The following is a 25,215-nucleotide window of genomic DNA, read 5'->3' on the forward strand; positions in this document are numbered from 1 at the left end:
GAGCCGGTTGCGATATCAGGGTCTGCTGGAGTGCTAATTTGTTGCTTTCGGTTGTGCATGTTGGGAACCTACCGTTGTACTCTAAATTAATCGGGTAGGTGTCTCAAGTTATATTGGCACAGGGGGTTCACGCACAAACTTTCAAAGTTCGCCGCTTGGAATATGCTTGTCATAGACCTTCTTGCATCGTTCACTGAAGCTTAAATTTTGATGCGCAGAACAACTTATCCACTTCTTCTAGTTGCTCACTACCTGTAAAAATATTTGTAAAACTAACTGCATAACTACCTGCTGCATTTTTACTACAAAAATAATTCTTATTTATCAAAGAGATAGAGGGATATTAAGTAGCTCATGTATCGGCACTTCAGCGTAGTTGTATCGGAGTTTCAGCGCACGGCTATCGGCGTTTCAGCGTGAATAACTTTGCCTGAATTGGCTGAAACCCTTTCTGGATAAGGCTCTTAACAAAATTGGCTGCGTATCGGTGTTTCAGCGTGGATAAGTGTTTTTATCCACAGGCTTATCCACGCTTAATTGATGACAGCAATACGTCTCAGTGGTTCGCTTGCATCACCAACTATCGCAACGTCGCCAGCGCGACGTGTCGATGATTATCTCTGACAATAAATACGACACGTCGGTCAATGTGGCCAATGCTTGTTCGATGGTGCGAAACCGGACTGATTTTTCGTTGTGCGTAACAGCATGAAGGCTACCATTCTGCCGGGCATACAATGTGAAACCTGCACTATCGTTCGCAGCCAATACGGCTTGTATTCGGGATGCACCTGGGGTATCGCATTCTTCGGTGAATTGATCGAACGTCCATGGTCTAGCTCTTCTACCACGTGGCCGCGAAATATCGAAATATTCATCAGATGCCATTTTTTGTTTATCGCTTTTTTCAGATGTTTCATAGAGATTTTGATTCATGATCTTGCTCCTAAACTATGTACGGAACGGACAGAGACGTGCGTCCGGCTTGGGTAAAGCCGCAAGCCATCCTGCTCAGATGTAAACCGGGCGGCCGGATAAAGAGCTGATACATCACGCAAGCAACGATGGAACTCTGCTCGAAAATGTGCCATGCCTTGTGATGTTTCCATATAGCCGGCACCAAACTGAAAACGTAATGACTTCCAAGGCACTAAGGTAGGTCGGGGCATTTTGTATACGCGCCATGTCAGCCACATATAGAGGTCAATTGCCAGCGGTGAGCGTAGAACGTGTAGAACCCTCAGATCAAACGGCACCGCATGATTAACGCATTCGGCAAAGAACTGCTCCGACAAAGTGACGGTACTCTCCCAAAGTGAGCGTTCGCCAGGTCGCGTCGGATTCCAGAGCAACATGCCGTCATCTGACACGGCAACGTTTTTGTAGTTGAAATCATTACCTTGATGTGCCTTCAACGATACGAAGGTACTAAATAGTTTGGTTGCCTGTACTTTCAAGCGTGACGTGTCACCACGCCTCCCACCGCTGGTTGATAGACCTAATTTACCTGCGAACTCGTTTAAACTTCGACCAAGCATAAGCTCGCGGCTGCCTGTCAACTTTGCTTCGCGCGTCATCCAAGCCGTAATTAGTCGAGGCAATTTCCCGTAAGGCAGTCCTATTTCTGGATCAACCAACATCGTAATCGACGCAATTCCGTTATCGCGTTTGTAGTGTGCTCCATCGACCTTACTGTGTGGCATAGACGCCCATATCATCGCTCGTGCCATGTAACCGATCTCGCCAGCACTGGCGGCGTCCTCCTCAAGTATGGAAATCTTCGCTCGACCAGCTTTGGTCATTCGGCTCAAACAGGAGGACTGTAACGTGCCGGTAGCCGGCAATTGCATGAGTGAATTATCCAACGCTCACGCTCCTGTACCGCTATGCGCTACGATTTGCTGTCGTACCAGTTGTTCGACCTTCGTCGGCCGTCCACGACGGACGCGTTTGTGCCTTGGATGGCTTGGATCTGCGGCGCGTTGCTGTTCTATATATTCGGCGACATCAATCAAGCGAAAAACACGCTTGCGGCCAATCTTGAAGGAGGGAATGCGATAGCTGCCCAAACTCACCAAGTTGCGAATAGTTTGAGAGTGCTCGCTGGTGATCTGGCTGACTTGCTCGACTGTGAGTGTAGGCGGGAAATTTTTGCTGAGAAAATCCAGCGTACTGACTGTAAAAATATGCATCAAGGCACCTCGGGCGTAGAAGCGGCGTTCTCAAAAGAACGCGCCGTTACGCGAGCTGCGGTGAGGCTCTTTAGGGCAGTTTCAGAGCAAAGCTCCTAGTCCATTCCGCAAGCACTGATAGTCCTGTTGTCTCGAAGTAAAAAGCTCTTGCCTGTCAATGCAAGGAAGATGAGGTCACTCGCATGCCCTCATACCTTTTACGTCTAGCCGGGTCGCTACCCCGGCGCTGTATCGAATCCGCTTTTGCCAGTCCCTTATCTCACCTTTTAGGGAGGCTCAACTACCGCATTAAGCGTCCAGCAATCCAGAGTGGTTCATACGCAGTAGATTTACTTTCCTCGACACCTTAACCGCTGGCAGCATAGGCGAAACACTCGCCTGTCTTGAAAGCATCGAGACAACCATCTCTCGACCTCGCACTCTTTGTCGGATTGCATCCGGGGTTGACACCCCGAAGAACGTCAGGCCGAAACCTGACATACTGGATAATAATTCAAGCTACTAGAATTAAGCAAGGCCGGCAGATCGATAGACTGCCCGCGTAAGCCTTGTCCAAATTTTGTCCAACTGAGTGTAGGGAAATTTCAGTATATTGAAAAATAACTGGATATAATTTGACCTACCGAAATTCGGACAAGCCTTTGTTTTTATTACTAATTATCGAAAATTTCCCATTAAAATCAAAGGCTTATAAAAATTTTAACCGGCCTCCGAAGCCAAGGGTCGCTGGTTCGATTCCAGCCAGCCGCACCAGTTTTTCTCAATAAATTCAATCACTTATATGTTGTTCGATGTTGCGATGCAATTCCATGTTTCGCATGTTTTGGCACGCTGACTGCGCACAAAATTGTGCAGTCTCCTATGAGCTGTCGGAATCTGTCGGCGCAGTCATACACCCTGGTAATTAAATTTTGATCCGCATTTCGGCCACAGCTCGTCCCAACGCTCACAAATTCGGAGTGACTCCGGTTCTAGCTCAAATGGGATGAAGTCATTATCCATTTGGTTGGATGCTATAATGAGCAAATACAACTTCTCATTTGGGAGAACCCCATGAGTACACATGCAATTGATAGGCCACAGCGTCCGCGCAAAGCCAAGGCGGTACAGATGGCGCACGTTGGAACGCATGGACTGGGTGCGCAAGAGCGCGACTTTGAATCTTTCCTGCACATGGATCAGATCGAGCAAGCACGGCAGATTCGTGAAGGCATGGAGGCCGTTATTATCAGCCGCATCGCGAGCGAACTGCTCAACATTCCTTTACAGTCGCTGCTCACCAGTCTGCGGCTGCCCAGCAGTACCATCAACCGCAAGATTTCCTCTGGTGAGCGGTTGAGTGCGAGTGAATCGGATCGTGCCGCGCGAACCGTCCTGATCTACGCGCAGGCCAAGGACGTTCTGGAAGATGGCAAGCTGGCCGCCGAATGGCTCCAGCGCCCAAGCGTCGAGTTGCGCGGAGAGCGGCCGCTTGACATGTTGGACACGCAAACGGGCTTCGATCGCGTGCGCGATGTCCTGGTACGGCTGGAACATGGCGTCGGCGTATGAAGGTATTTCGTCTTGCGAAGGAAAAACCAGGCAGATATCGAGCAGACGATCTTAGCGGTAATGGCGCAGCACTGGCAGGAGGCCGGTGGAACCCTCGGGGGGTGGCGGTTTTGTATACCTGCTGCCACGCATCAACAGCCGTCCTGGAGGCTCGTGTTCATGCTTCCGGCTTATTACCAGTCGCAAATTTCTTTTTGGTGACCTTGAGCCTACCCGATGATGTCGCCTCCAACGCATATGTGCCCGATTTGCCGGACGACTGGAATGCGCTGGACTGCGACCCTGCCTCTACCGTCGATCTTGCAAGAAATTGGCTGGATGCAGGAAAGCAGCTCGCGATGTGCGTGCCGTCGGTAGTCTGCCCGAGCGACAGTAATCTGATTCTTAATCCGGCGCATCCCGACATGAGGCTTGTCAGCGTGCTGGATAAGCAGCTATTCACACTGGACCGGCGGCTTTTCGTATGAAGCGGTCAATCACCCCGATAAGCCACCCTTAGTTCAAGCATTCGACGCCCAAAGATGCTGCGCTGCATACGCGCGCCATGGCCGCCAGGTTTCGGCTCGCGCGGTTAATTCCTTGGCGTTCGGCCTGACACCCTCATGTACTGCAACCGCGTTCATCAACGCCACATCGCCCGCCGGAAAAGCATCCGGCTCGCGTAACTGGCGGAGCGCGATGTATTGTGCGGTCCAGTCGCCTATTCCTGGCAGTGCACGTAATTTGAGCACCGCTTCTTCCAGGCTGGCGCGGGTGTCCAGCAATTGCGGATCGGCTACCAGCGCAGCTGCCACTGCAGACAGGGTTGCCGCACGCGCTTTCGGCATACCGAGTGTCGCCAGATCTGCTTCAGCCACACGAGCGGCTTGTGGAAATACATGGGTCAGGCCGGGCCGGTCTGCGCTGGGATCGCTAAGCGCTTCGCCATATTGCTCTACCAGCTTGCTCGCCAGTTTTATCGCGGCGGCCACGGTAATTTGCTGGCCCAACACCGCCCGCATCGCCAGTTCGAAACCATCCCAGGCGCCGGGTACGCGCAGGCCGGGCCTGGCAGCGGTCAGTTTGGCCATCAATGGATCTGCCGACAGTTGACGGTTGATGATTTCGGGGTCGGCTGCGAGGTCGAACATTCTGCGCAACCGGGCGATGATGGCGGATAACGATGACAGACGTGGGAAGCGTATGGTGACTTTCAGGGCATTGCCGTCGCCCTGTTGCACCGCCAGCGTGCCGTGCACGCCATCAAGGTTGATAGTGCGGTAATAGCAACCGTCTGCCACCAACTCCAGGCCGGTGATTGCGCGCGCACTCAAAAACGCCAGCACGGCTGGCCAGTCGTAGGGCGGTCGATAACGCAGCAACAGCGTGACTCCGGTCTGCGCGGATTGCTCTGGCTGGCTGCCGTGGCGCAGTGCGCTGGGCGGGCGCTGGAACAAATCCTGGAAAACCTCGTTGAAACGCCGGATGCTGCCAAACCCTGCGGCGAAGGCAATTTCAGTAAGCGGCATGCGGGTCTCGTGGATCAACTGCTTGGCCAGCAGTACCCGACGCGTCTGCGCTACGGTAACTGGCGAAGCTCCCAGATGCTGCGCAAACAAACGGCGCAATTGCCGCTCGCCTACACCCAGGCGCTCTGTCAGCGCTTCCATCCCGCTGTCATCCAGCGCGCCAGTCTCAATCAACGCCATGGCGCGCGCGACGGTATTCGATACACCCGAATTGGAAACACCACGCCACGCGCCTGAATCAGGCGCGGCTTCCGGCCGGCATCGCAGGCAGGGGCGAAAGCCGGCTTCCTGTGCAGCGGCAGCGGTCGGCATAAACAAGACGTTTTCCGATTTGGCGGTACGTGCCGGACAAATTGGCCGGCAGTAGATGCGCGTGGTTTTGACTGCAACGAAAAAGCGTCCGTCAAAGCGCGCATCGCGGCTGGCCAGGGCTCTGTAACAAGTGTCGTGATCGAGTTCCATGCGGGCATGATCGCGCCGACGGCAGGTGATGTCTAGCGCTTTTCGGACATTGTCATTTTATGGCTTCGCGGAGGCGGAGGCGCTATTTGCTGCACCTTGAAATCCGGCCTCGCAGCTTAATGCCGTTAAGTTAGGGTTACCGGTTATAGCGCTTGGCACGTCATTCCCGCGAACGCGGGAATCCATTTTAACCACCATACTGTGCAACATGGATCCCCGCGTTCGCGGGGATGACGCAGTGACCGCATTGGGCCATCTAAAGAATACCGTTCGTGGCTTAACTTAACGGCATTAGACTCGCAGCTATGATCAAGCGAATGTCGATGGATGGATTAACGACAGAATTCTTTGTCGCAAATCGATCTTCAAACCGAAATTTATTTACCGTTCAGCGCCGGCCAACACCGCGGGCCGCCATCGCCATAACGATCGTCAAAGCGCTGTAGCACGGCTTCGCGCGCTGAATCGGATAAACTCGGATATTTGTCGCCTTGCTCTATGGCCGCGTATTCTTCCCCTGCCTTGGCGAGGTCCGCCGGAATATGGAAATTGGCGACGAAATCTTCTTGCCATTGCTCCGTGACCTTGGCGGCGAGTGCTGCACGTGCGGCGTGATTCAACACACTGAACTCATCCACACCGGCTGTAATGCGCTGCAACGTCTCGGTCAGTCCTCCCTCGGTCAGCGGTGCCTTGGTGAACTCCTTTACGGCATGTGTGCCACTCGTCTTAGTCATGTCACTCTCCTCGGTTAGGTGGTGCGATGGTGGACGGCCCGCTTGCGGCAGGCAAAGCTGTTATGTGATCAGGATTGAGTTCCGCTTTTAAATTTCGTTCATCAAGGCGTGGTGAAAAATCGTTGTTCCATTTCTTCCAGCCCCAGTGTGTGCAGTACTTCGTGCAAACGCTCGGTCGGCCGCTTGCGGGGTAGATCGCGATAACTGGCGACGATCAGTTCATTCTTCATGGAGTGCTCCCAGCCTACCAGTTCCGTTACGCTGACTTGATAACCATGCGCTTCCAGTTGCAGGCAACGCAGCACGTTGGTGATCTGACTGCCGAATTCGCGCGTATGCAGCGGGTGGCGCCAGATTTCCGTCAATGCTTCTTTCGCCAGCGATTTACCCTTGTTCTTTTTCAATACCGAAGCCACTTCTGCCTGACAACAAGGCACCAGTACCATGAAACGTGCCTGTTTCTTCAGGCCAAACTCAATCGCATCATCCGTCGCCGTATTGCATGCATGCAAGGCCGTGACAACATCGATCCGACCTGGCAGCGCAGCGGACTCTATCGATTCCGCTACCGACAAATTGAGGAACGACATGCCTGGAAACGCCAGGCGTTGCGCCAGTTCTTGCGATTTCCTTACCAGTTCCTCCCGGGTTTCGATGCCGAAAATATGCGAGTTGTCAGCCAGCGTCTTGAAAAACAGGTCGTACAGGATGAATCCCAGGTACGACTTGCCGGCGCCATGGTCGACCAGTTGCACCCCACCCTGTTCTTTTTGGATTTCCTGCAGTAACGGCTCAATGAATTGATATAAATGATATACCTGCTTGAGCTTGCGGCGGCTGTCTTGATTCAATTTTCCGTCGCGCGTCAGGATATGCAACTCTTTGAGCAACTCTATCGATTGACCGGGACGAATTTCGTGCTTGGACGGCTGCTGACTGGAGGAAATGGATTCTTGCTTGGTACCGTTCATGGAGCTTGCTTTCTGTCGGCCGGACTGACCGGCTATTACGCAAGTATAACGGCTTCGGCGGCAAGAGGCTTTTATAACTGCCGGTAGCCACGCCTGAATCGCCACCGGAATCTGGCTTGTTTCTAGCGTGTATCCAGCTTATACCTAGCTGATGCGCCCCATGGTGCTGGTATACCTACCCAGTTCGATATCATTGCGCAGGCCCATTTTTTTCATTGCAGAGGCCTTTTGCAAGCCCACCGTTTTGACGCTCTTGTTGAGCTTCTCGGCAATTTCACGCAGGCTGTTGCCGATCACGTACATCTTGAGCACTTCGACTTCGCGTCTGGTTGGCAACCTGCCGCTCGGGCCTTTTCTCAGTAACGGTAGTGCTGATTTGCCGATATACGGCGTGCCAGGCGAACCTTCCAGCAAGGCGCGGCCGAGTTCTGCCATCTCGTCGCTTTTGTGTAGCAACCCCTTCACGCCGCAGTTGGTGATCTGATACAGCACTGCGGGTACGTCGATCATCGTCAGCACAATCAGCTCCAGCGATGCGTAGTCGCGCTTTAGCTGACTGAATAATGCGCAGCCGCCGCCAATCCGATTGATCGGCATGGAGAACTCCGTGATCAATATGTCGCATGGCGTATCTTTCAAGCGCGCCAACAACTCTGCGGCCGAGGTCGCCGTTGCCACTATGGCAAAACCGGACATCTGCTCGATATATTGCCGCACTCCGGAAATGATGGCCGGCTGATCGTCGGCCAGGATGATCTTGATCATGAAATTTTCTCCCCGCAACAAATGGACAGCACCAGCTTAGGATTCTCCTTATCGTTATCAATTAGGAAACGCCGGACTTACATATTATTAAATATATAAGTAAATTTCATAAATGTATAGTTTAATTGTTAACTTTTTGACAAAGCAACTAGAATCAATTCCGCTGCAACCCTCGCTGGGACACTTTGAGTTTTCTGGACCAGCTCCGATCCCGTATGGCATTAGCGATGGAGTAGTCAAAGTGAAGATTGTTCTGGCGGACGATCACCCCATTTTTACCGCAGGGGTGCGCAATTATCTCAATCACGTGCCGGATTGCCGTGTGGTGGCCAGCGTCACCAGTTCCGATGAACTGGTCAGATGCCTGGAATCCACGCCATGTGACCTGGTCATTACCGAATTTGCGATGCCGATGGTGCGCGTCAGCGACGGTTTGCATTTGCTGTCCTACATCAGGCGTCACCATCCGCAAACCTGGCTGGTGGTACTGACCATGAATGCGTTTCCGGTGGTGCTGTATCAGATCGTCAATAGCGGCGCGAATGGCTTGCTACACAAAAGCGATGAAATTCCCGAACTCGGCAAGACTATCCGTCACCTCGGCAACGGTTCCACATATATGGGGCCGTCCTTCAAGGCGCTACTGCGGAACGGCATTGAAGGACACGCCAGAAGCCATATTCCCAGTCCGCGTGAAACCGAGGTGCTGCGTCTATATGCGGCGGGTAACAGCCTGCGCGATATCGCCAGGCGGATGAACAAGAGCGTTAAAACGGTCAGTTTGCAAAAGGCTTCGGCGATGAAAAAACTCGGCCTGCGCAACGACATCGAACTGGGCCGCTACTGCGCTGCGGTCAGTGGCGATACCGTCCAGTTGCCGGGATGTGGCGACTGGTTTCTGCCAGGCCCCGAGTATGGTGACTATAGAAACTAAATAGAAACTGAATCTGAGCTGTCTCAGGACTGCTGCCGCAGATCAAAAATCTGCGCCATGGCCACCCACTTCTCTCCAGCCGGAGTCCATGGCGTGGGAGCCTGGAATTGCCACATCAGCGTTTCCCATTCTTGTACCTTAGGGTTGCTGCGGGCTGCGTCAGCCATCCGCTCCGCACTGTAAATTGCGTCATCGGTCTCCATCAGCATCACTAGGCGGGTGCCCAAGCGATAGATTTCCATGCAAAGCACGCCATGCAAGCGCAGATGGGCCGCAATTTCAGGCCAGATGCAGCGGTGATGCGCTTCATAACGGCTGATCAGATCGGCATCGTCCTTCAGGTCCAGCGCCAGGCAGTAACGCATATTTTTGAAGCCCCCTAACTTATCCGGTATCCGCGGCTTTTTCGAAAAGATATTGTATACTGCAAAGGTTTATTGGCTGGACCAATACTAGCACGGCAAAAATCCAGAGAGCAATTGATAAGACCGATTTAAATAGTCATGCTGCACAGGTGCTATACAAACGCCGACGCTATTCGGTTCGGCTCGCAACTGCCGCGCCGTGGCACAATGTGAAAAATATCATTCCTTGCTCCCATGCCCATACAAGTTATCCACAACCGCCGCCTGTATCAACAAATCGCCGATCAGTTGCGTGACATGATTGATCGCGGCGAATACGGTCCCGGCGACAACCTGCCGCCCGAGCGCGAACTGGCCAAGCAATTCGGCGTTAGCCGTACCTCAGTGCGGGAAGCCTTGATTGCGCTGGAAGTGATTGGCATTGTCAGCGTTCGTGTCGGCAACGGTGTGATGGTGTTGCCGCCAACGGAAGACACAAGTGAGCGTACCGGCGGCAGCCAGGCGCCGGCCTTGCAACAAGCAGCGCACCGTAGCGGCTGGGAAATCGATCCGGAACTCGATCAGGAAATCCGTCTTGACCTGGATGATGAAATACCGCCCTTCAAGCTGCTGCAGGCAAGGCGCCTGGTGGAACCGGAGACCGCCGCCCTGGCAGCACTGAATGCCAGCGACGAACAACTACGCAGCATCGCCGAGGCTTATGCGCGCAATGTCGAAGACAACCGCAGCGGCTCGCACACGCATCCCGGCGACCGCCTGTTTCATATCCGTATCGCCGAAGCCAGCGGCAACCCGGCCTACCTGCTGCTGGTCAGCCATCTGCTGGGACGCAAATACGGCATGATGTTCCAGCGCCTGCAAACCCTGTATAGCTCGAAGGACATGCCGAATCGCTCAGAGCATGAACATCAGCTGATCCTGGAAGCACTGCAAGCGCGCGATGCGGTAGCGGCGCGCCGGGCGATGCGAGCGCATATGGATTCCGTGGTCAAGATTTTTTCTCGCTCGGTGCCGGAGCAGGATATTCGGGCTCGTTGACCTAAATATCAACCGGATCCACTTCCAAAGACCACTTCGCGCGCGTCTTAATTTGTCGCAACTGCGCCATCCAGTCTGTCAGGAAGGCCTGCAAGCCGGGACGCGACGGGCATTCGATCAGTAATTGCGCGCGGTCGACATTGGCGACCCGGGTCATGGTCATCGGAATCGGATCGTGCATGGTAATGCCGGCGTGCTCGATGCAGTTGGCAGCCTGTTGCAAAAACTCGATCGCAGTTTCCAGCTCTTTCGCCTCAGCCCTTAGCAACGCTTGATAGATGTACGGCGGCAGGCAGGCCTGCGCGCGCTCCTCCAGCAGCGAAGTGGCGAAGTGATCGTAATCGTGCGCGATTACTGCCGCGTACAACGGATGCTGTGGATAACGCGTCTGGATCAGCACCTCGCTGGCGCTCCCGCCCTCTTTTTGCGCAGCGCGGCCGGCGCGTCCCGCCACCTGCATCAATTGCGCAAACAAGCGCTCGCTAGCGCGGTAGTCGCGGGAAAACAGCGCGGTGTCGGGATTGAGGATGCCGACCAGGGTCAGGTTCTTGAAATCATGTCCCTTGGCGACCATCTGGGTGCCGATAAGGATATCTACCTCACCGTTGTGCACGCTATCGAAAGCTGCTTGCGCACTACCTTTGCGACGGGTGGAATCGGCATCGATGCGCAATACCCGTGCTTCCGGAAACATCGCGCGCAAGCCTTCTTCCAACCGTTGCGTGCCACGTCCCAGCGGCTGCAAATCAATGTTGCCGCAAGTTGGGCAGGATTTGGGGATCCGCAACTCCAGGCTGCAGTGATGGCAACGCAGGCGATGTTCGGGTTTGTGCAGCACCATGAACGAGGTGCAGCGGGTGCAGTTGCTGACCCAGCCGCAAGCGTCGCAAGCAATCACTGGCGCGTAACCGCGGCGGTTCAGGAACAGCAGCGATTGTTCGCCCCGCTCCAGCCTTTGCTTGAGCGCGCTGACCAGGGTCGAGGTCAAGCCCTCGCTGGGTTTGTCACGCTCCATGTCGATACGGCGCACCAGCGGCAATACCGCATCCTTGACCGCCCGCTCGCGCAGTTCGAGTTTCTTGTAGCGTCCGGATTGAGTGTGATGCCAGGTTTCCAGCGATGGCGTGGCCGAGCCCAGCACGATCGGAATCCCCAGTTGGTGAGCGCGCCATACGGCCAGATCGCGCGCCGAATAGCGCAAACCTTCTTGCTGCTTGTAGGACGGGTCGTGCTCCTCGTCGATGACGATCAATTTTAGATGCGGCAAAGAAGCCAGCACCGCCAGCCGGGTCCCTAGGATAATCCGTGCCTGTCCCAAGTGCGCTGCCAGCCAGTGACGCATGCGCTCGCCTTCCGCCAGGCCGCTATGCAAAGTCGCCACCATCACGCCTGGGAAACGGGCACGGATGTTTCCCTCCAGTTGCGGCGTCAGGTTGATTTCCGGTACCAGGATCAGGATTTGCGAGGGGTTGTCCTCACCATTGTCACTGTGAGCCAGGATTTGTGCCGCAGCCTGCAGATAGACCTCTGTCTTGCCGCTACCGGTGACGCCGTATAGCAGCGTAGGCGCAAAACCAGTGGCGCCGGCAATCGCATCGGCCGCCTGCTGTTGCGCCGGATTCAGCCGCGCCACGTCGATCGGGGTAGCGTCATGCGGAGCACCGGCTTGCTGCAATTTCTTCAAGCCGCGATCCAATGCAACAGTGGTCAGCGCGCGCAGGTTTTTCGGCAAACCCGGCAACGCCACTTCGCCCAGCGGCCGCTGATAATAATCGGCGGCAAAACGGCAGAGCGCGAGCCATTGCTTCGATAGCGGCGGCAGTTGATGGCGCACCGACTGGACGTTTTTCAATTTCTCGGCTGGGACGCCGCTCTCGGCGCTGGTGCCGACAATCATGCCGACCACTTCGCGGCGACCGAAAGAAAGCTGAACCAGCTGCCCGATTCGGGGCGTGGCTTCGTTTTCATCGCTGGCCTGCCAACGATAGTCGAAGCTGCTATCCAAGGGAGTGTCGAGGACGATTTGGAGAATGCTTTGTTTCACGAACTTAATGTAATTCCCGAGGAAATAAGCTAACTACCGGTTTCATAAGTGCTTTTATGACTATCCACAAAATCTGTGGATAACTTTGTGGACAAGGTTGCGTAAACAACGTGAAAGCGCCTGTTTACGACATTTTTTTGCTTTTGCTCAAACTAGCATCAATAAAAATAGTATTTACAATCAAATACTTAACGAGCACTTACCAGACGAGTAACATTTTTCATGTAGTCAAAAAATAGCCTTGAAGAAACTCGAATATGTGCATAACTAAAGTCGGAATCTGCGAGAACCGGCACAGTCGCCAGCACCAAAAAGTAACATTCATGGGCACAATCAAATCCATTGGTGCGCACCATCATGTTGCTTTTTTCAGTCGGGTTACCAAGTTTCGCACCGGAAAAATTAGCCCGATGTCAACTGTCAAAAATGCTCGGGAATTCTTGATTTCTAGGATTCTACTTAAAGTAAAGTATTAGGACATGTCCTAACCATCGGTTTCATAAGCGCTTTTCAAATTATCCACAATGTCTGTGGATAACTTTGTGGGTAACCTGCTCTTGACAGGCCGCAGACGCATATTTGATGCGGGTTTCAATAAATTGCCTAAACTAAAAGCAGAAAATAAACCTTTTAAAATCAAACACTTACAAAACGCACCCAAGTGGAAAATAATAAATATAGTTATAAATAATTTCCGTGGTGCAGCAGATTTTTTTGTGCATAACTAGCGAGTGGCAATCGCCTGATTGGTGCCGAATGTGTTATGCATGACACCGTGTAACAACATTCTTCACCGGGCAGCAGGCATCGATTCGCGCCGGCAAGCGCCTATCCGCACATGCCTACCCTCTCGCGCCTATATTCTTAATTTACGGCTGATTTCATGGACCGCATCAACCATGACCGCGACCGACTCCGGCGGCGTGAATTGCGAAATACCGTGGCCCAGGTTGAATACATGGCCGCTATCCGCTTGCGGCACACCGTACGCGTTCAGCAAGCGCTCGACTTCGCTACGGATCTGCTCTGGCTTGGCAAACAGCACCGCAGGATCCAGGTTGCCCTGCAACGCAACCCGCTGGCCGATACGCGCCCGCGCCTCGGTCAGATTGACGGTCCAGTCGAGGCCTACAGCATCGGCGCCGATATCGGCAATCTGTTCCAGCCACAAGCCGCCGCCCTTGGTAAATACAATCGCCGGAATCGGCACGCCGTCTTTCTCGCGCTTCAACTGGGAAACCACCTGCCGCATATAGTCCAGTGAAAACTCCTGGTAAGCGCCATCCGCCAGCGCCCCGCCCCACGAATCGAAAATCATCACGGCTTGCGCGCCGGCGTCGATCTGTGCGTTCAGGTAGGCCGCCACTGCCGCTGCGTTGGTGCTGAGCACGTGGTGCATCAGGTCCGGACGGTTGTATAACATCGTCTTGACGGTATGGAATTCGCGCGAACCTTCACCTTCGACCATGTAGCAAGCCAGGGTCCAGGGGCTGCCGGCAAAGCCGATCAGCGGCACGCGGCCGTTGAGTTCAGTACGGATTTGCGTGACCGCCTTGAAAACATATTCCAGCTTGCCCAGATCCGGGCTTTGCAGCGCCATTACGTCTTTTTCATCACGCAGCGGCCGTTGGAACTTGGGGCCTTCGCCATCAGCGAAATACAGGCCCAGTCCCATGGCGTCCGGCACGGTCAGGATGTCGGAAAACAGAATCGCGGCATCCAGCGGGAAACGGTCAAGCGGCTGCAGCGTGACTTCGGTAGCGTAATCGGGATTGGTTGCCAGCCCCATGAAGGAGCCTGCGCGGCTGCGGGTTTTGCGATACTCGGGCAGATAGCGGCCAGCTTGGCGCATCAGCCACAGCGGCGTGTATTCGGTCGGCTGGCGCAACAGTGCGCGCAGGAAGGTGTCGTTCTTGAGCGGGGCGAATTGGGACATGAGAAGCAATCTGGATGCATGTGATAACGCCCCATTATCTCATCCAAATCCACGGCTGCGGCATTGCTGCATCGTATGGTTGGTATGTTTGAGATACTACGGTCCCTCCCGATGCACTGCAACCAGGTCATCCTGAAACGCTTGCAGGATCTCGCCTCGGCTGGATTGGCGGCGTACGACCATGTGCAATGTGACTTCATAGGAGAACTGCGCCGGATTAAGGGCTGCCAGCAATCCTTGCCGTACCAGCGGCGCAGCGAAGTGTTGCGGCAGGAATCCAAGATGCTGCCCTGACAGGATCAGGACCGCAACCGCCTCCATGTTGTCAGCCAGCGCCGTCACCCGCGCCGGTGCAGACATGCCACCCTTGCCTTCCGCCTCTGGCAAAGGATAACTGCGCCAGACCCAGTCGTGCTGCGCCAGATCTGCCGCTTCCAAGTTGCCGGCCCGGCTGAATAGCGGATGCGCGGCGGCGCAATATGCCACCTGATGCTCGGTGTACAAGGGCAGATATTCCAGATTCGGCAGACGGTGCCAGAAGTAACCGATGCCCAGATCGAGTCGGCCGTTGATCACTTCCTCTTCCAGCTGACCGGGAGCCAGCACCGCCAGCGACAGCGTCACCGCCTCGTCCCGCGCACGGAACCGGGCGATGGCCTGGCTCAGGCGCGCGTTGGCGCTCATGGCGGCGTGACCAATCAGGCCCAGATGCAATTGTCCGACCAGCTTGCGCCCGATCTGGCGCGCATCCAGGCAAAAATGGTCGACGTTCTCCAGCAGCCGGCGGCTGGACTGGGCGAACTGTTCGCCGCGCGGCGTTAGCCGAAACCCGGCCCGGCCGCGTTCGCACAAACGAAATCCGAGCCGCGTCTCCAGCGTTGCCACCTGCGTGCTGATGGTGGACTGGCTGACATTCAGAGCCGTCTGCGCAGCGGAAATGCCGCCGGCGTCCAGCACCGACAGGAAAACGCGGATCAGACGCAGGTCAAGATCGGATAGTTGCTGGAGCATGTTGCATCGGATAAAGTCAAAGGAAAGTGCAGGTCAGATCGATAATACATCTATCATTATCAATGTAAAGATTACATTACGCGCATTTTTTATGATGTTATTTCCCGCTAGAGTAGATGGTGTTCAGAAAACCACCTTCCCTTCCCCTTGCCGGAGACGATCATGACGGAAACCCCACTTTATCAACCGCTTGGCGGCAACGACATGCCGCGTTTCGGCGGCATCGCCACCATGATGCGCTTGCCGCACGTGAGCAGCAGCGCCGAACTGGATGCCTGTTTCGTCGGCGTCCCGTTCGACCTGGGCACCTCGAATCGTTCCGGCACGCGCTTCGGGCCGCGCCAGATCCGTACTGAATCGGTGCTGCTACGGCCTTACAACATGGCAACCCGCGCTGCCCCTTTCGATGCGCTGCGTATCGCCGACCTGGGCGACGTCGCCATCAATCCTTACAACCTGCTCGATTCGATCAAGCTGATTGAAACCGCCTACGACAACATCGTCGCCTCCGGCTGCCGGCCGATTTCACTGGGCGGCGACCATACAATCGCGCTACCCATCCTGCGCGCGCTGCATCGCAAATACGGCAAGATCGGCCTGATCCACGTCGATGCCCATGCCGACGTCAACGACACCATGTTCGGTGAAAAGATCGCCCACGGCACGCCGTTCCGCCGCGCGGTGGAAGAAGGCTTGCTGGATTGCCAACGCGTGGTGCAAATCGGCTTGCGCGGCACCGGCTACACCGCGGAGGATTTCGACTGGTGCCGCGACCAGGGTTTCAGGGTGGTGCAGGTGGAAGACTGCTGGAACAAATCGCTGACGCCGCTGATGGAAGAAGTGCGTGCACGTGTAGCAGGCGGCCCGGTGTACCTGAGTTTCGACATCGACGGTATCGATCCGGCCTATGCACCCGGTACCGGCACCCCGGAAATCGCCGGCCTGACCGTGCCGCAAGCGCTGGAAATCATCCGTGGCGCCTGGGGCCTGGACATCGTCGGCGCCGATCTGGTGGAAGTATCGCCGCCTTACGATCCGGTTGGCACCACCGCGCTGCTCGGCGCCAACCTGGCCTATGAAATGCTGTGCGTGCTGCCGGGCGTACCGCGTCGATAACTATTTAAGCATTACTGTGCTCACTCATCGTCGCGCCAGGGAATAGTCCATTCCTCGCCGCGCACGGTGGTGATGTATTCCGGCCAGCGATACTGATGCGGCACCTTGAAATCCTTGGCAAGCAAGGGCGCCTGCCATTCGCTACCGCCGATGCCGCCGCCGGTGCGCTGCCTGAATTCCGCGCCGGCAGCCTCCAACAGATCCGGTTTGGCAAACAGATCGATCAAGGTCGCGGCGATAGTCTTGGCGGCGGACTGGATCATCGGATCGATCGTGGCGGGTATACCACCCAGCGCATTCGCCACCCAGTCCGGATACACGAAGCCGCGCGGCGCCGCCAGCATCGGCCGCGCCACATACAGGCGCACGGTCGGGCAATGCCAGGTGTAATCGGTGTAGTCGTCCGAAGTCAGGTATTTCTGCCAGGCCGGCATTTGCTTGCGCAACTCGCGTTCGCAGTCTTCCGGGTCGATCAATTGTTCGGTAACTCCCAAAAATGGGCTTTCCATCCTTTGGATACCGAGATTCTGCTGCATTTCCTGCGCAATCTTGATCGCTTGCCGGCCCCATTTCGGCGGTCCGGCCAGCACCATGTTGTCGTAGGTCGCGCGCGCCATCACATGATTGGGCAAACCGCCGCGCGATTTGCTGACCCAGGTTTTCTTCCATTCGCAAAAAGTCGCCTTGGCCGCGGCTTCCGCATTGTTATCCATCACCTGGCTGATGATCTCGGCCTGCTCGACGGAATCAGTGCGCAGCATGAAATTGATTTGCGAAACATGCGGCGTCAGATTATCGGCGGTCGCCTGGCCGGCGCACAGGATCGCTTCGTTGAAACTCCACAAACCGGTGGCCGGCAGCATCGAACGGCGCAGGCTCTCATTCAGGTTGTAGAACAGCACCAGCGCATCGTTCGCTCCAGGAGCGCGCGCGGCCAGGTGGTTTTGCGGTATCGGGCTGAACTTGTCGGCGGCGATCCAGTTTTCCGGCGCGTCGCAGGTGAAGGTATAGATATAGTTGTAGCCGACGCCGCAATGCGCGTCCCAGACCGTGGTGTTACACAGTGGCAGCATGTAGGTCGGATGAAAACTCACCGCCGCGTCCAGCGTATCGTAATAACCCTTGGCGGCATGGATGGGTTTGGATGCCCGCAATTTTTCAGCCGGTTCTCCGAAGATCTTGAGCGTGCCCTGTATCCCGAATTTCAGCATGGCGCTTTGCGTGGCCAGTGCGCCGCCGAGTGCGCTGATCCCCAGCGCCGAATGCGGATCGGTATGGCCCGGCGCGTATTTGGACAAACCCTGGCGCGGTTCTTTCCTGGTCGACGCCGCCTGGCAGTTGCCCGGCACTGCATCGTATTCGGCATAAGTGGCGATCGTCGGCCCCTCGCCGTTCTTGAAAGTGGCGACAAAGGCAGTCGGCATGCCGCCGCTGCCGACTTCGACTTCAAACCCGTATTCACGCAGCATGGCGACATACCAGGCGCTGGATTTATATTCGCGAAAGGCTGGCTCGGCGTAGTGCCAGATAGTTTGATGCCAGTCGGATAACTGGCTGGCGTTATCGCTCACCCAGCCCAGCGCGCTTTGTTTGGCTTCTGTGGTCATGATCGTCTCCGGATTAGTAGATTGGCTAGCTGCCGATGCATACTAATCACGATGCGCGCCATGCCATAATTAACGGTCATCTGTTTTGTCGATAACGGCGCCCGAATCATTCTTTGTATCCGTCTTCATGCCACTCCCATGACTCTCGAAAACCTGCTGGTCTTTGCCACCATTGCCGATTGCGGCAGCCTGTCGGCGGCGGCGCGGCGCCTGGGCAAGGCGCAATCGACCGTCAGCACCGCGCTGGCCAACCTGGAAGTGGATATGGGTACACGCTTGTTCGAACGCGATTTGCATCACCTGGCCCTGACTGCGGACGGCGCGGTGCTGCTCGGGTTTGCCCGCTCGACCCTGACCGCGGCCGGCAACCTGGAACGCAAGGCGCATAGCCTGAGCGCCGGCCACGGCCATCGCCTGCGACTAGGCATCGACCAAGCCTTGCCGGTGACGCACAGCCATGCCTTGTGTGCGGAGCTGGAACGGCGCTTTCCACAATTGCAACTGGAGTTGTTCCGCCCAACCAGCATCGACGCCACCGACCTCATGCGGCGCGGCTTGCTGGATATCGCGATTGCGGTCACGGTCGATCCCATGCCCAGCGACTTCAACGCCAGCTCGCTAGGCCAGCTGCAATTCGTGCCGGTAGCGGCTGCCGATCACGCACTGAGCCGCTTGCCGCTGGTGCATAACAGCGATCTAGCGCAACACCGGCAATTGCTGGCGTCCAGCCGCGATGGCGGCGATGCTTCGATTTTCGGCCGTTACAGCGAAATCATGTGGCGTATGGAAAGTCCGGAATTGCTGCTGGATTTGCTCAAACGGGGAATGGGCTGGGCTTTCCTGCCGCAGCATGCGATGCAGGAAATCGATGCCCGGGAGGGCTTGAAAATCCTGGAACACGAGTACCAGGAGCCGGCATTCCTGAAGAGCGTCGACCTGATCTGGAGCAAGCAAGACCAGCAAAGCGAGGCCGCCCGCTGGCTTAGCAGCGATCTCGCATGGGCACGCTCGGTGGTGCCATCCTGATTACATTTATTGAATTGAAGTAAGCGCTAGCACTCTGATTTACTGAGATATTATCTATATCTCTGCCTGGAATCGGCAGGCGCTGCCCTAATCGCTCGGCGTCATCGCCAAGCCGTCATTGCGCTCAATGGCGGCCGACCACAAAGTCAGACCCAGCGCCAGCACCACCACCACTACGCCGACATAAGGCAACGTGGTCAACTGGAAACCGGCGCTGATGGCCATGCCGCCAAACCAGGCGCCGCTTGCATTACCGAGATTGAAGGCGCCTTGGTTCAAGGTCGAAGCCAGGTTCGGTGCGGCGCTGGCGCGTTCCACTACCAGCATCTGCAACGGCGGCACGATCGCGAAGGCCAGCACGCCCCAGATGAAAATCGTGATTACTGCTGGCAACGGCGTGCGCATGGTCAAGGTAAATACGGTCAGGATTATGGCCAGCGCCATCAGGAAGCCAATCAGCGACGGCATCAGGCGCCAGTCGGCCAGCTTGCCGCCGAGCGCGCTGCCCACCGTCAGGCCCAAGCCGAATACCAGCAGCACCAGCGTCACGGCATGCGGCGTCAGCCCGGTGACATCTTCCAGAATCGGCGTAATGTAAGTGAACACCGAAAACAAGCTAGCCGAAGCCAGCGCACTGATCCCCAGCACCATCAAGACCTGCTTATCCTTGAGCACGGCAAATTCCTGCAGCAGGCTGGTCTTTTGCATTTCGATCTTTGTCGGCAGCCATAGCGCCAGCGCAATTGCCGCCAGCACACCGATCACCGTCACCGCCCAGAACGTCGAGCGCCAGCCCAACTGTTGCCCGAGGGCAGTCCCAAACGGTACGCCGAGCACGTTGGCCAGGGTCAGGCCGGCAAACATCAGGGCGATCGCCTGCGCGCGCCGGTTCGGCGCCACCAGTCCGGCCGCCACCACCGAGCCGATACCGAAGAACGCGCCATGGCAAAACGCCGTCACTACCCGCGCCAGCATCAGCACGGTGTAATTGGGCGACAAGGCGCACAAGACATTGCCGATAATAAACAGGCCGATCAGGCTTAGCAGCGCCGTCCGGCGCGGCATGTTGGCGGTGGCAATCGCCACGATCGGCGCGCCGATTGTCACGCCCAGTGCGTAACCGGTCACCAGCATCCCCGCCGCCGGGATCGTCACCCCCAAGTCACGCGCCACATCGGGCAGCAAGCCCATGATGACGAACTCCGTCGTACCGATGCCGAAAGCGGCAACAGCAAGGGCAAATAGGGGCAAAGACAGCATGATGATCGTCCGGAAAGGGAACCGCCGAATTGCAGGAACTGCGCGGCAGTAAAAGGCGCGCACCGGGGGACATGGTGCGAAGCAACATTATATCAACGGCGATTTATTTGTGGTAGCGCTACCAAATTTCAGGCATGAAATAGGCGCGCCGATGAGGAAAGTGTTGGATTTTTGCGATAAAACCAACGCGTAACCGCCAACTGCTTATGCCAAGCCGCTTATGTCAAACCGCTTATTCCAAACTATTCAAGCGCCATTTCCCGTTATGCTGCAATATCAGTTCGCTGCCGTGAAATGCCGCCAGGCTGCTGCGATGGCCGACGCTGATCAGCATCACATCCGGCAGTTGCTTGCGTAGCAAACTGTACATTGCATGCTCCAGGCCTTCGTCCATGGCAGAACTGGCTTCGTCGAGAAAGACCAGTTGCGGCCGGTGCAGCAGCACGCGCCCCAGCGCCAGCCGCTGCTGTTCGCCGAGCGACAGAATGTTGCTCCATTCACTCTCCGTATCCAGCTCTGCCGCCAGATGTCCGAGTTGTATCTGTTCCAATATCGCCCGAGCCGCGCTATCGTCCGGCTGGACTGGCTCGGCCAAGGGGTAATACAGGGCCGATCGCAGAGTCCCCAGCGGCAAGTAAGGTTTCTGCGGCAAGAACAGGCATTGCTGTCCGGCCGGGTAGACAATCTCGCCGCCGGCATACGGCCACAAGCCCGCTATGGCCCGTAACAGCGTAGTTTTGCCGACACCGGACGGGCCGCGTACCAACAGTGCGGCACCGGGCGCCAAAGCCAGGTTCAGGTTTGCAGTCAATATCGCGCCGCCCGGACTTTTGACGGTCAGCGCTTCGACCGCAAAATTTTGTCCCCGATGCACAATCTGCGGCATGGTGAGCTGGTCGGCGGCGTCGACCGTATCCAGGAAACCGGTGAGGCGGTTGACAATGGCGCGATAACCGGCGAATTCGTCATATGAGGACCGGAAGAAGGACAAGGCATCCTGAACCTGGCCAAAAGCCTGCGCCGTCTGCGTCAGATCGCCCAGCGTAATCTGCTTGCTGAAGAAACGCGGCGCCTGCACCACCATCGGAAACACGACGGCCAACTGGTTGATCCCCAGGTTGAAACCCTGGAATTTCAGTGAACGAAAGACAATCGCCCAGGCATTCTCGATGACATGCGAGAAGCGCTTGAGCAAGGTCCGATGCTCCACCGCTTCGCCGCGGAAGAACGCAATGTTCTCTCCGTATTCGCGCAAACGTATCAAGGCATAACGAAAATCGGCGTTCAGTTTTTCATTCAGAAAATTCAACTTGATCAGCGGCCGCCCGAGTTTCACGGCAAACACAGTGGCAACCAGTACATACGCATAGACCAAAAAGATCATCGCCCGTGGAATTTCCTCACCAAACAGGGTGAGTGTGCCGGACAAGCGCCACAGGATCAGCGTGAATGAAAACAGCGAAACGACAGAACTGATGAGTCCCAGGAATAGCGTAAGCGAACTGCTGACAAAACCGGCGATATCCTGCTGGATACGTTGATCCGGATTATCGGTTCTGTTGGGCAGATGCTGGCTGCGGTAGTAAGCCTGCCTATCCAGCCAGCGCGCCATCAGGTTCTCTGTCAGCCAGACACGCCAATGAATCTGGAACGCCTGACTGATGTAAAAATTCACCAGTGCGCGCAATACGTGGACGCTCGCAAGGACACCGAAGACAGCCATCAGCGACCAGAACGCAGCAGCATTGAAGTCCTGCAGCGAGGTGTACATGCCGTTGCTCCAGAACGTGAACAAGATCTCCATGCGCACCGAGAACAAGGTCATCAGGATCAGCAGCGAAAGTATTGCCAGCGGCCGCCAGCTGCGGACCGGTGAGAACCAGGCCCACGTCACCCGTAAGAACTGTTGACCCCAATCGGTGAATTTTCCAATCAAGGCCGTGATGCAGGCGATTGCCACCATGCTGATAGCGAATGCCTTGCAAAGCCAGATGACACTGTCGAGCAGTTGATGATGCCAGTCCATTTTGTTGCCGCCGTTTCAAGGAAAGAGACGTCATGCGATGATGAAATAACAAAATCAATTAAACCGGCAAGCAAACCCTGCATGCCTTCAGGCGGTGTAATTTCAGTAACGATATGTTACTTCTGCAAAAAATGCATGGATGCAAAAAAAAACCTCGCTCGCTTTTAAAGGCAGGCGAGGCAGATGAGGAATTTAGAAATCGTTGCTGCTGTATCAATCACAGCAAAATTGGCGATCGGCCGATCTCAAATCCCGCCCATGCACAGATATTTAATGACTTGATAATCCTCAATACCGTACTTCGAACCTTCGCGCCCCAGCCCGGATTGCTTGACGCCGCCGAACGGCGCGACTTCATTCGAAATCAAACCGGTGTTGATGCCGACCATGCCGCTCTCCAGGCCTTCGGCCACGCGCCAGATACGGCCGATATCGCGTGAGTAGAAGTAGCTGGCGAGACCGAATTCAGTGTCGTTGGCCAGCGCCAGCACTTCTTCGTCAGTCTTGAAGCGGAACAAGGGCGCCATCGGACCAAAGGTCTCTTCGCGCGCCACGATCATGTCGGAAGTCACATCGGCCAACACAGTCGGTTCGAAGAAACTCTGGCCCAGCGCATGGCGCTTGCCGCCGGCCAGGATCCGCGCGCCTTTCGCCACCGCATCGGCGATGTGTTCTTCAACCTTGGCGACCGCCTTCTGGTCAATCAGCGGGCCTTGGTTGACGCCTTCTTGCTGACCGTTGCCGACCTTCAGCTTGGCCACTGCGGCGACCAGTTTTTCAGCGAAAGCGTCGTAGATGCCATCTTGCACATACAGGCGGTTGGCGCATACGCAGGTTTGCCCGGCGTTGCGATATTTGGAAGCCATTGCGCCTTCCACTGCCGCATCCAGATCGGCATCGTCGAACACGATGAACGGCGCGTTGCCGCCCAGTTCCAGCGACAATTTCTTGATGGTGGCTGCGCATTGTTCCATCAGCAGCCGGCCGACGCCGGTGGAGCCGGTAAAGGTCAGCTTGCGCACGATAGGGTTGCTGGTCATTTCTGCGCCGATTTCACGGGCGGAACCGGTCACCACGCTGAACACGCCGGCGGGTATGCCGGCGCGCTCGGCCAGCACCGCCAGGGCGAGCGCCGAGAACGGCGTCGATTCAGCCGGCTTGAGCACCATGGTGCAGCCTGCGGCTAGCGCCGGGCCGGCCTTGCGGGTGATCATCGCTGCCGGGAAATTCCATGGCGTGATCGCTGCGCAAACCCCGATCGGTTCTTTCACCACCACGATGCGCGAACTCGGCGACGGCGACGGAATGGTATCGCCGCCGGCACGCTTGCCTTCTTCTGCAAACCATTCGATGAATGAGGCGGCGTAAGCGATTTCACCCTTGGCTTCGGCCAGCGGCTTGCCCTGCTCCACGGTCATGATCAGCGCCAGATCGTCGAGATTGGCCAGCATCAGGTCGTTCCATTTGCGCAGGATGATGCTGCGTTCCTTGGCGGTTTTGCGTCGCCATTGGCGCCAGGCGTCGTTGGCGGCGGAAATCGCGCGTTTGGTCTCGGCGGCGCCCATCAATGGCACGCTGCCTATGGTCTCGCCGGTGGCTGGATTGGTCACGGCATGGCTGCCACCCTTATCGGCGTTGCACCATTCGCCATTGATGTAGGCTTGCTGACGGAACAATGAGGGATCTTTTAATTCGATCATGTGGATAACTCCTGTGAACGTTGAGGACACGCATATCAAGCTGTGGCCAAGCTGAGGTCGAACTGAGGTAGAGCTGAGATACGCGTGCCGAAAGCAGTGGAAAGTAGTAGTTTGGCGGCACTACACTAGAATTTGGCGAGCGCCTTGTTGCGTCCGCGTATCCATTCCAGCACCAGCAGCAGGCAAGTGGAAAACACGATCAGGATGGTAGCCAGCGCAGCAATCGTCGGACTGATATTTTCCTTGATGCCGGTAAACATCTGGCGCGGCAAGGTAGCTTGTCCGGGACCGGCTACGAACAAGGTTACCACTACGTCGTCGAACGAGGTGGCGAAGGCGAATAACGCGCCTGAGATCAAACCCGGTGCAATCACCGGCAAGGTAATCCGGAAAAAAGTGGAGAGCGGATTGGCCCCCAGGCTGAGGCTGGCACGCACCAGATTCTGGTTGAATCCCTGCAACGTCGCCAATACCGTAGTGACCACGAACGGCGCGCCCAACGCCGCATGCGCCAATATCAAGCCGGTATAACTGTCGGACAAACCGATCTGCGCGAAGAACAGATAGACGCCGACACCAACCACCACCACCGGCACCACCATCGGCGAAATCAGCACCGCCATCAGCAAACCTTTGCCGTGGAAGTCTGCCTTGTTCAGGCCAACCGCCGCCAGGGTGCCAAGTATGGTCGCCAGCACGGTGGCTAACGGCGCCACGATGAAGCTGTTCTTGGCGGCGCTAACCCATTCTTGCGATTGCACCAGGTTTTGATACCAGCGCAAGGAGAAACCATGGATCGGGTACACCAGGAAAGTACTGTCGCTGAACGATAGTGGAATGATGACCAGAATCGGCAGCAGCAGGAACAACAGCACCAGCAGATTGAAGCCGCGCGAAAAAAAGAACCAGACACGTTCGCTCAACGAGACGTAGGGAGGAAATTGCGGAAATAATTTCGTTTTCATT

At 56.1% G+C, this 25,215-nt stretch carries 23 protein-coding genes; 7 read left to right on the forward strand and 16 right to left on the reverse strand.

The window, feature by feature from the left end:
* Positions 1-573 precede the first annotated feature (573 nt).
* Genes KHU29_RS12095 through KHU29_RS12105 form a run of 3 tightly spaced genes read right to left on the reverse strand, consistent with a single transcriptional unit; the run spans position 574 to position 2,192 of the window.
* A complete protein-coding gene (locus tag KHU29_RS12095) occupies positions 574-936 on the reverse strand; it encodes a hypothetical protein (RefSeq protein ID WP_211453060.1) in 363 nt (120 codons plus the stop codon).
* The gene (locus tag KHU29_RS12100) at positions 933-1,865 is read right to left on the reverse strand and encodes a replication protein RepA (protein ID WP_246541894.1); all 933 of its coding nucleotides are present in this window, start codon (positions 1,863-1,865) and stop codon (positions 933-935) included. Before KHU29_RS12100 ends, KHU29_RS12095 begins: the two co-directional genes overlap by 4 nt.
* Before the next feature lie 3 nt (positions 1,866-1,868).
* The gene (locus tag KHU29_RS12105; protein WP_211453061.1) at positions 1,869-2,192 is read right to left on the reverse strand and encodes a helix-turn-helix domain-containing protein; all 324 of its coding nucleotides are present in this window, start codon (positions 2,190-2,192) and stop codon (positions 1,869-1,871) included.
* Positions 2,193-3,245: 1,053 nt separating this feature from the next.
* Between KHU29_RS12105 and parS the strand changes: the two genes are divergently transcribed.
* Both parS and KHU29_RS12115 read left to right on the forward strand, forming a co-directional pair.
* The gene (parS, locus tag KHU29_RS12110) at positions 3,246-3,743 is read left to right on the forward strand and encodes a type II RES/Xre toxin-antitoxin system antitoxin (protein ID WP_211453062.1); all 498 of its coding nucleotides are present in this window, start codon (positions 3,246-3,248) and stop codon (positions 3,741-3,743) included.
* On the forward strand, positions 3,740-4,210 hold the full coding sequence (locus KHU29_RS12115; protein ID WP_211453063.1) for an RES family NAD+ phosphorylase: 471 nt from the start codon (positions 3,740-3,742) through the stop codon (positions 4,208-4,210). Before parS ends, KHU29_RS12115 begins: the two co-directional genes overlap by 4 nt.
* Before the next feature lie 33 nt (positions 4,211-4,243).
* Here KHU29_RS12115 and KHU29_RS12120 read toward each other — a convergent pair whose 3' ends face one another.
* The 4 genes from KHU29_RS12120 to KHU29_RS12135 form a co-directional block, all read right to left on the reverse strand.
* Positions 4,244-5,713 (reverse strand): DNA-3-methyladenine glycosylase 2 family protein, encoded by a 1,470-nt coding sequence (locus KHU29_RS12120; protein ID WP_211453064.1) that lies wholly within the window; start codon positions 5,711-5,713, stop codon positions 4,244-4,246.
* A 377-nt stretch (positions 5,714-6,090) separates the two neighbouring features.
* The gene (locus KHU29_RS12125; RefSeq protein WP_211453065.1) at positions 6,091-6,450 is read right to left on the reverse strand and encodes a hypothetical protein; all 360 of its coding nucleotides are present in this window, start codon (positions 6,448-6,450) and stop codon (positions 6,091-6,093) included.
* Positions 6,451-6,551: 101 nt separating this feature from the next.
* A complete protein-coding gene (locus tag KHU29_RS12130) occupies positions 6,552-7,421 on the reverse strand; it encodes a class I SAM-dependent methyltransferase (RefSeq protein WP_211453066.1) in 870 nt (289 codons plus the stop codon).
* 144 nt (positions 7,422-7,565) lie between these two features.
* Positions 7,566-8,186 (reverse strand): response regulator, encoded by a 621-nt coding sequence (locus KHU29_RS12135; protein WP_211453067.1) that lies wholly within the window; start codon positions 8,184-8,186, stop codon positions 7,566-7,568.
* 241 nt (positions 8,187-8,427) lie between these two features.
* Here KHU29_RS12135 and KHU29_RS12140 point away from each other — a divergent pair, with 241 nt between their 5' ends.
* The gene (locus tag KHU29_RS12140) at positions 8,428-9,120 is read left to right on the forward strand and encodes a response regulator (RefSeq protein WP_211453068.1); all 693 of its coding nucleotides are present in this window, start codon (positions 8,428-8,430) and stop codon (positions 9,118-9,120) included.
* A gap of 23 nt (positions 9,121-9,143) precedes the next feature.
* Here the strand turns inward: KHU29_RS12140 and KHU29_RS12145 are convergent, their stop codons facing one another.
* Positions 9,144-9,485, reverse strand: coding sequence for an L-rhamnose mutarotase (locus KHU29_RS12145; protein ID WP_211453069.1), 342 nt, complete (start codon positions 9,483-9,485; stop codon positions 9,144-9,146).
* A gap of 234 nt (positions 9,486-9,719) precedes the next feature.
* Here KHU29_RS12145 and KHU29_RS12150 point away from each other — a divergent pair, with 234 nt between their 5' ends.
* Complete coding sequence (locus KHU29_RS12150; RefSeq protein ID WP_211453070.1) at positions 9,720-10,523, forward strand: FadR/GntR family transcriptional regulator; 804 nt, start codon at positions 9,720-9,722, stop codon at positions 10,521-10,523.
* A gap of 1 nt (position 10,524) precedes the next feature.
* On the opposite strand, the gene KHU29_RS12155 is transcribed toward KHU29_RS12150, so the two are convergent.
* Positions 10,525-12,567, reverse strand: coding sequence for a primosomal protein N' (locus KHU29_RS12155; RefSeq protein ID WP_211453071.1), 2,043 nt, complete (start codon positions 12,565-12,567; stop codon positions 10,525-10,527).
* A 542-nt stretch (positions 12,568-13,109) separates the two neighbouring features.
* On the opposite strand from KHU29_RS12155, the gene KHU29_RS12160 reads away from it, so the two are divergent.
* The gene (locus KHU29_RS12160; protein ID WP_211453072.1) at positions 13,110-13,295 is read left to right on the forward strand and encodes a hypothetical protein; all 186 of its coding nucleotides are present in this window, start codon (positions 13,110-13,112) and stop codon (positions 13,293-13,295) included.
* 128 nt (positions 13,296-13,423) lie between these two features.
* Here KHU29_RS12160 and hemE read toward each other — a convergent pair whose 3' ends face one another.
* Together hemE and KHU29_RS12170 are read right to left on the reverse strand one after the other, a co-directional pair.
* The gene (hemE, locus tag KHU29_RS12165; RefSeq protein WP_211453073.1) at positions 13,424-14,503 is read right to left on the reverse strand and encodes a uroporphyrinogen decarboxylase; all 1,080 of its coding nucleotides are present in this window, start codon (positions 14,501-14,503) and stop codon (positions 13,424-13,426) included.
* Between the two features lie 96 nt (positions 14,504-14,599).
* Positions 14,600-15,514, reverse strand: coding sequence for a LysR family transcriptional regulator (locus KHU29_RS12170; protein WP_211453074.1), 915 nt, complete (start codon positions 15,512-15,514; stop codon positions 14,600-14,602).
* A 162-nt stretch (positions 15,515-15,676) separates the two neighbouring features.
* Here KHU29_RS12170 and speB point away from each other — a divergent pair, with 162 nt between their 5' ends.
* Positions 15,677-16,630, forward strand: coding sequence for an agmatinase (speB, locus tag KHU29_RS12175; protein WP_211453075.1), 954 nt, complete (start codon positions 15,677-15,679; stop codon positions 16,628-16,630).
* A gap of 20 nt (positions 16,631-16,650) precedes the next feature.
* Here the strand turns inward: speB and KHU29_RS12180 are convergent, their stop codons facing one another.
* Positions 16,651-18,237 (reverse strand): zinc-binding metallopeptidase family protein, encoded by a 1,587-nt coding sequence (locus KHU29_RS12180; protein ID WP_211453076.1) that lies wholly within the window; start codon positions 18,235-18,237, stop codon positions 16,651-16,653.
* A 138-nt stretch (positions 18,238-18,375) separates the two neighbouring features.
* Here KHU29_RS12180 and KHU29_RS12185 point away from each other — a divergent pair, with 138 nt between their 5' ends.
* On the forward strand, positions 18,376-19,263 hold the full coding sequence (locus tag KHU29_RS12185; RefSeq protein WP_211453077.1) for a LysR family transcriptional regulator: 888 nt from the start codon (positions 18,376-18,378) through the stop codon (positions 19,261-19,263).
* A gap of 87 nt (positions 19,264-19,350) precedes the next feature.
* Here the strand turns inward: KHU29_RS12185 and KHU29_RS12190 are convergent, their stop codons facing one another.
* From KHU29_RS12190 to KHU29_RS12205, 4 genes are all read right to left on the reverse strand, one after another.
* A complete protein-coding gene (locus tag KHU29_RS12190) occupies positions 19,351-20,520 on the reverse strand; it encodes an MFS transporter (protein WP_211453141.1) in 1,170 nt (389 codons plus the stop codon).
* A gap of 235 nt (positions 20,521-20,755) precedes the next feature.
* A complete protein-coding gene (locus KHU29_RS12195) occupies positions 20,756-22,549 on the reverse strand; it encodes an ABC transporter ATP-binding protein/permease (protein ID WP_211453078.1) in 1,794 nt (597 codons plus the stop codon).
* A 245-nt stretch (positions 22,550-22,794) separates the two neighbouring features.
* Complete coding sequence (gene gabD / locus KHU29_RS12200; protein ID WP_211453079.1) at positions 22,795-24,249, reverse strand: NADP-dependent succinate-semialdehyde dehydrogenase; 1,455 nt, start codon at positions 24,247-24,249, stop codon at positions 22,795-22,797.
* A gap of 125 nt (positions 24,250-24,374) precedes the next feature.
* Positions 24,375-25,214, reverse strand: coding sequence for an ABC transporter permease (locus tag KHU29_RS12205; RefSeq protein WP_211453080.1), 840 nt, complete (start codon positions 25,212-25,214; stop codon positions 24,375-24,377).
* Position 25,215: the final 1 nt, after the last annotated feature.

The organism is Collimonas antrihumi, assembly GCF_018304965.1.
GTDB classification, from domain to species: domain Bacteria; phylum Pseudomonadota; class Gammaproteobacteria; order Burkholderiales; family Burkholderiaceae_D; genus Collimonas; species Collimonas antrihumi.

Bases quoted from the DNA above. Each gene is read 5' to 3' on its own strand.
- KHU29_RS12115 (WP_211453063.1), top strand. From the start codon at position 3,740: ATGAAGGTATTTCGTCTTGCGAAGGAAAAACCAGGCAGATATCGAGCA.
- parS (WP_211453062.1), top strand. From the start codon at position 3,246: ATGAGTACACATGCAATTGATAGGCCACAGCGTCCGCGCAAAGCCAAG.
- KHU29_RS12130 (WP_211453066.1), bottom strand. From the start codon at position 7,421: ATGAACGGTACCAAGCAAGAATCCATTTCCTCCAGTCAGCAGCCGTCC.
- KHU29_RS12205 (WP_211453080.1), bottom strand. From the start codon at position 25,214: ATGAAAACGAAATTATTTCCGCAATTTCCTCCCTACGTCTCGTTGAGC.
- KHU29_RS12135 (WP_211453067.1), bottom strand. From the start codon at position 8,186: ATGATCAAGATCATCCTGGCCGACGATCAGCCGGCCATCATTTCCGGA.
- speB (WP_211453075.1), top strand. From the start codon at position 15,677: ATGACGGAAACCCCACTTTATCAACCGCTTGGCGGCAACGACATGCCG.
- KHU29_RS12170 (WP_211453074.1), bottom strand. From the start codon at position 15,514: ATGCTCCAGCAACTATCCGATCTTGACCTGCGTCTGATCCGCGTTTTC.
- gabD (WP_211453079.1), bottom strand. From the start codon at position 24,249: ATGATCGAATTAAAAGATCCCTCATTGTTCCGTCAGCAAGCCTACATC.
- KHU29_RS12105 (WP_211453061.1), bottom strand. From the start codon at position 2,192: ATGCATATTTTTACAGTCAGTACGCTGGATTTTCTCAGCAAAAATTTC.
- hemE (WP_211453073.1), bottom strand. From the start codon at position 14,503: ATGTCCCAATTCGCCCCGCTCAAGAACGACACCTTCCTGCGCGCACTG.
- KHU29_RS12195 (WP_211453078.1), bottom strand. From the start codon at position 22,549: ATGGACTGGCATCATCAACTGCTCGACAGTGTCATCTGGCTTTGCAAG.
- KHU29_RS12150 (WP_211453070.1), top strand. From the start codon at position 9,720: ATGCCCATACAAGTTATCCACAACCGCCGCCTGTATCAACAAATCGCC.
- KHU29_RS12180 (WP_211453076.1), bottom strand. From the start codon at position 18,237: ATGACCACAGAAGCCAAACAAAGCGCGCTGGGCTGGGTGAGCGATAAC.
- KHU29_RS12125 (WP_211453065.1), bottom strand. From the start codon at position 6,450: ATGACTAAGACGAGTGGCACACATGCCGTAAAGGAGTTCACCAAGGCA.
- KHU29_RS12120 (WP_211453064.1), bottom strand. From the start codon at position 5,713: ATGGAACTCGATCACGACACTTGTTACAGAGCCCTGGCCAGCCGCGAT.
- KHU29_RS12145 (WP_211453069.1), bottom strand. From the start codon at position 9,485: ATGCGTTACTGCCTGGCGCTGGACCTGAAGGACGATGCCGATCTGATC.
- KHU29_RS12185 (WP_211453077.1), top strand. From the start codon at position 18,376: ATGACTCTCGAAAACCTGCTGGTCTTTGCCACCATTGCCGATTGCGGC.
- KHU29_RS12095 (WP_211453060.1), bottom strand. From the start codon at position 936: ATGAATCAAAATCTCTATGAAACATCTGAAAAAAGCGATAAACAAAAA.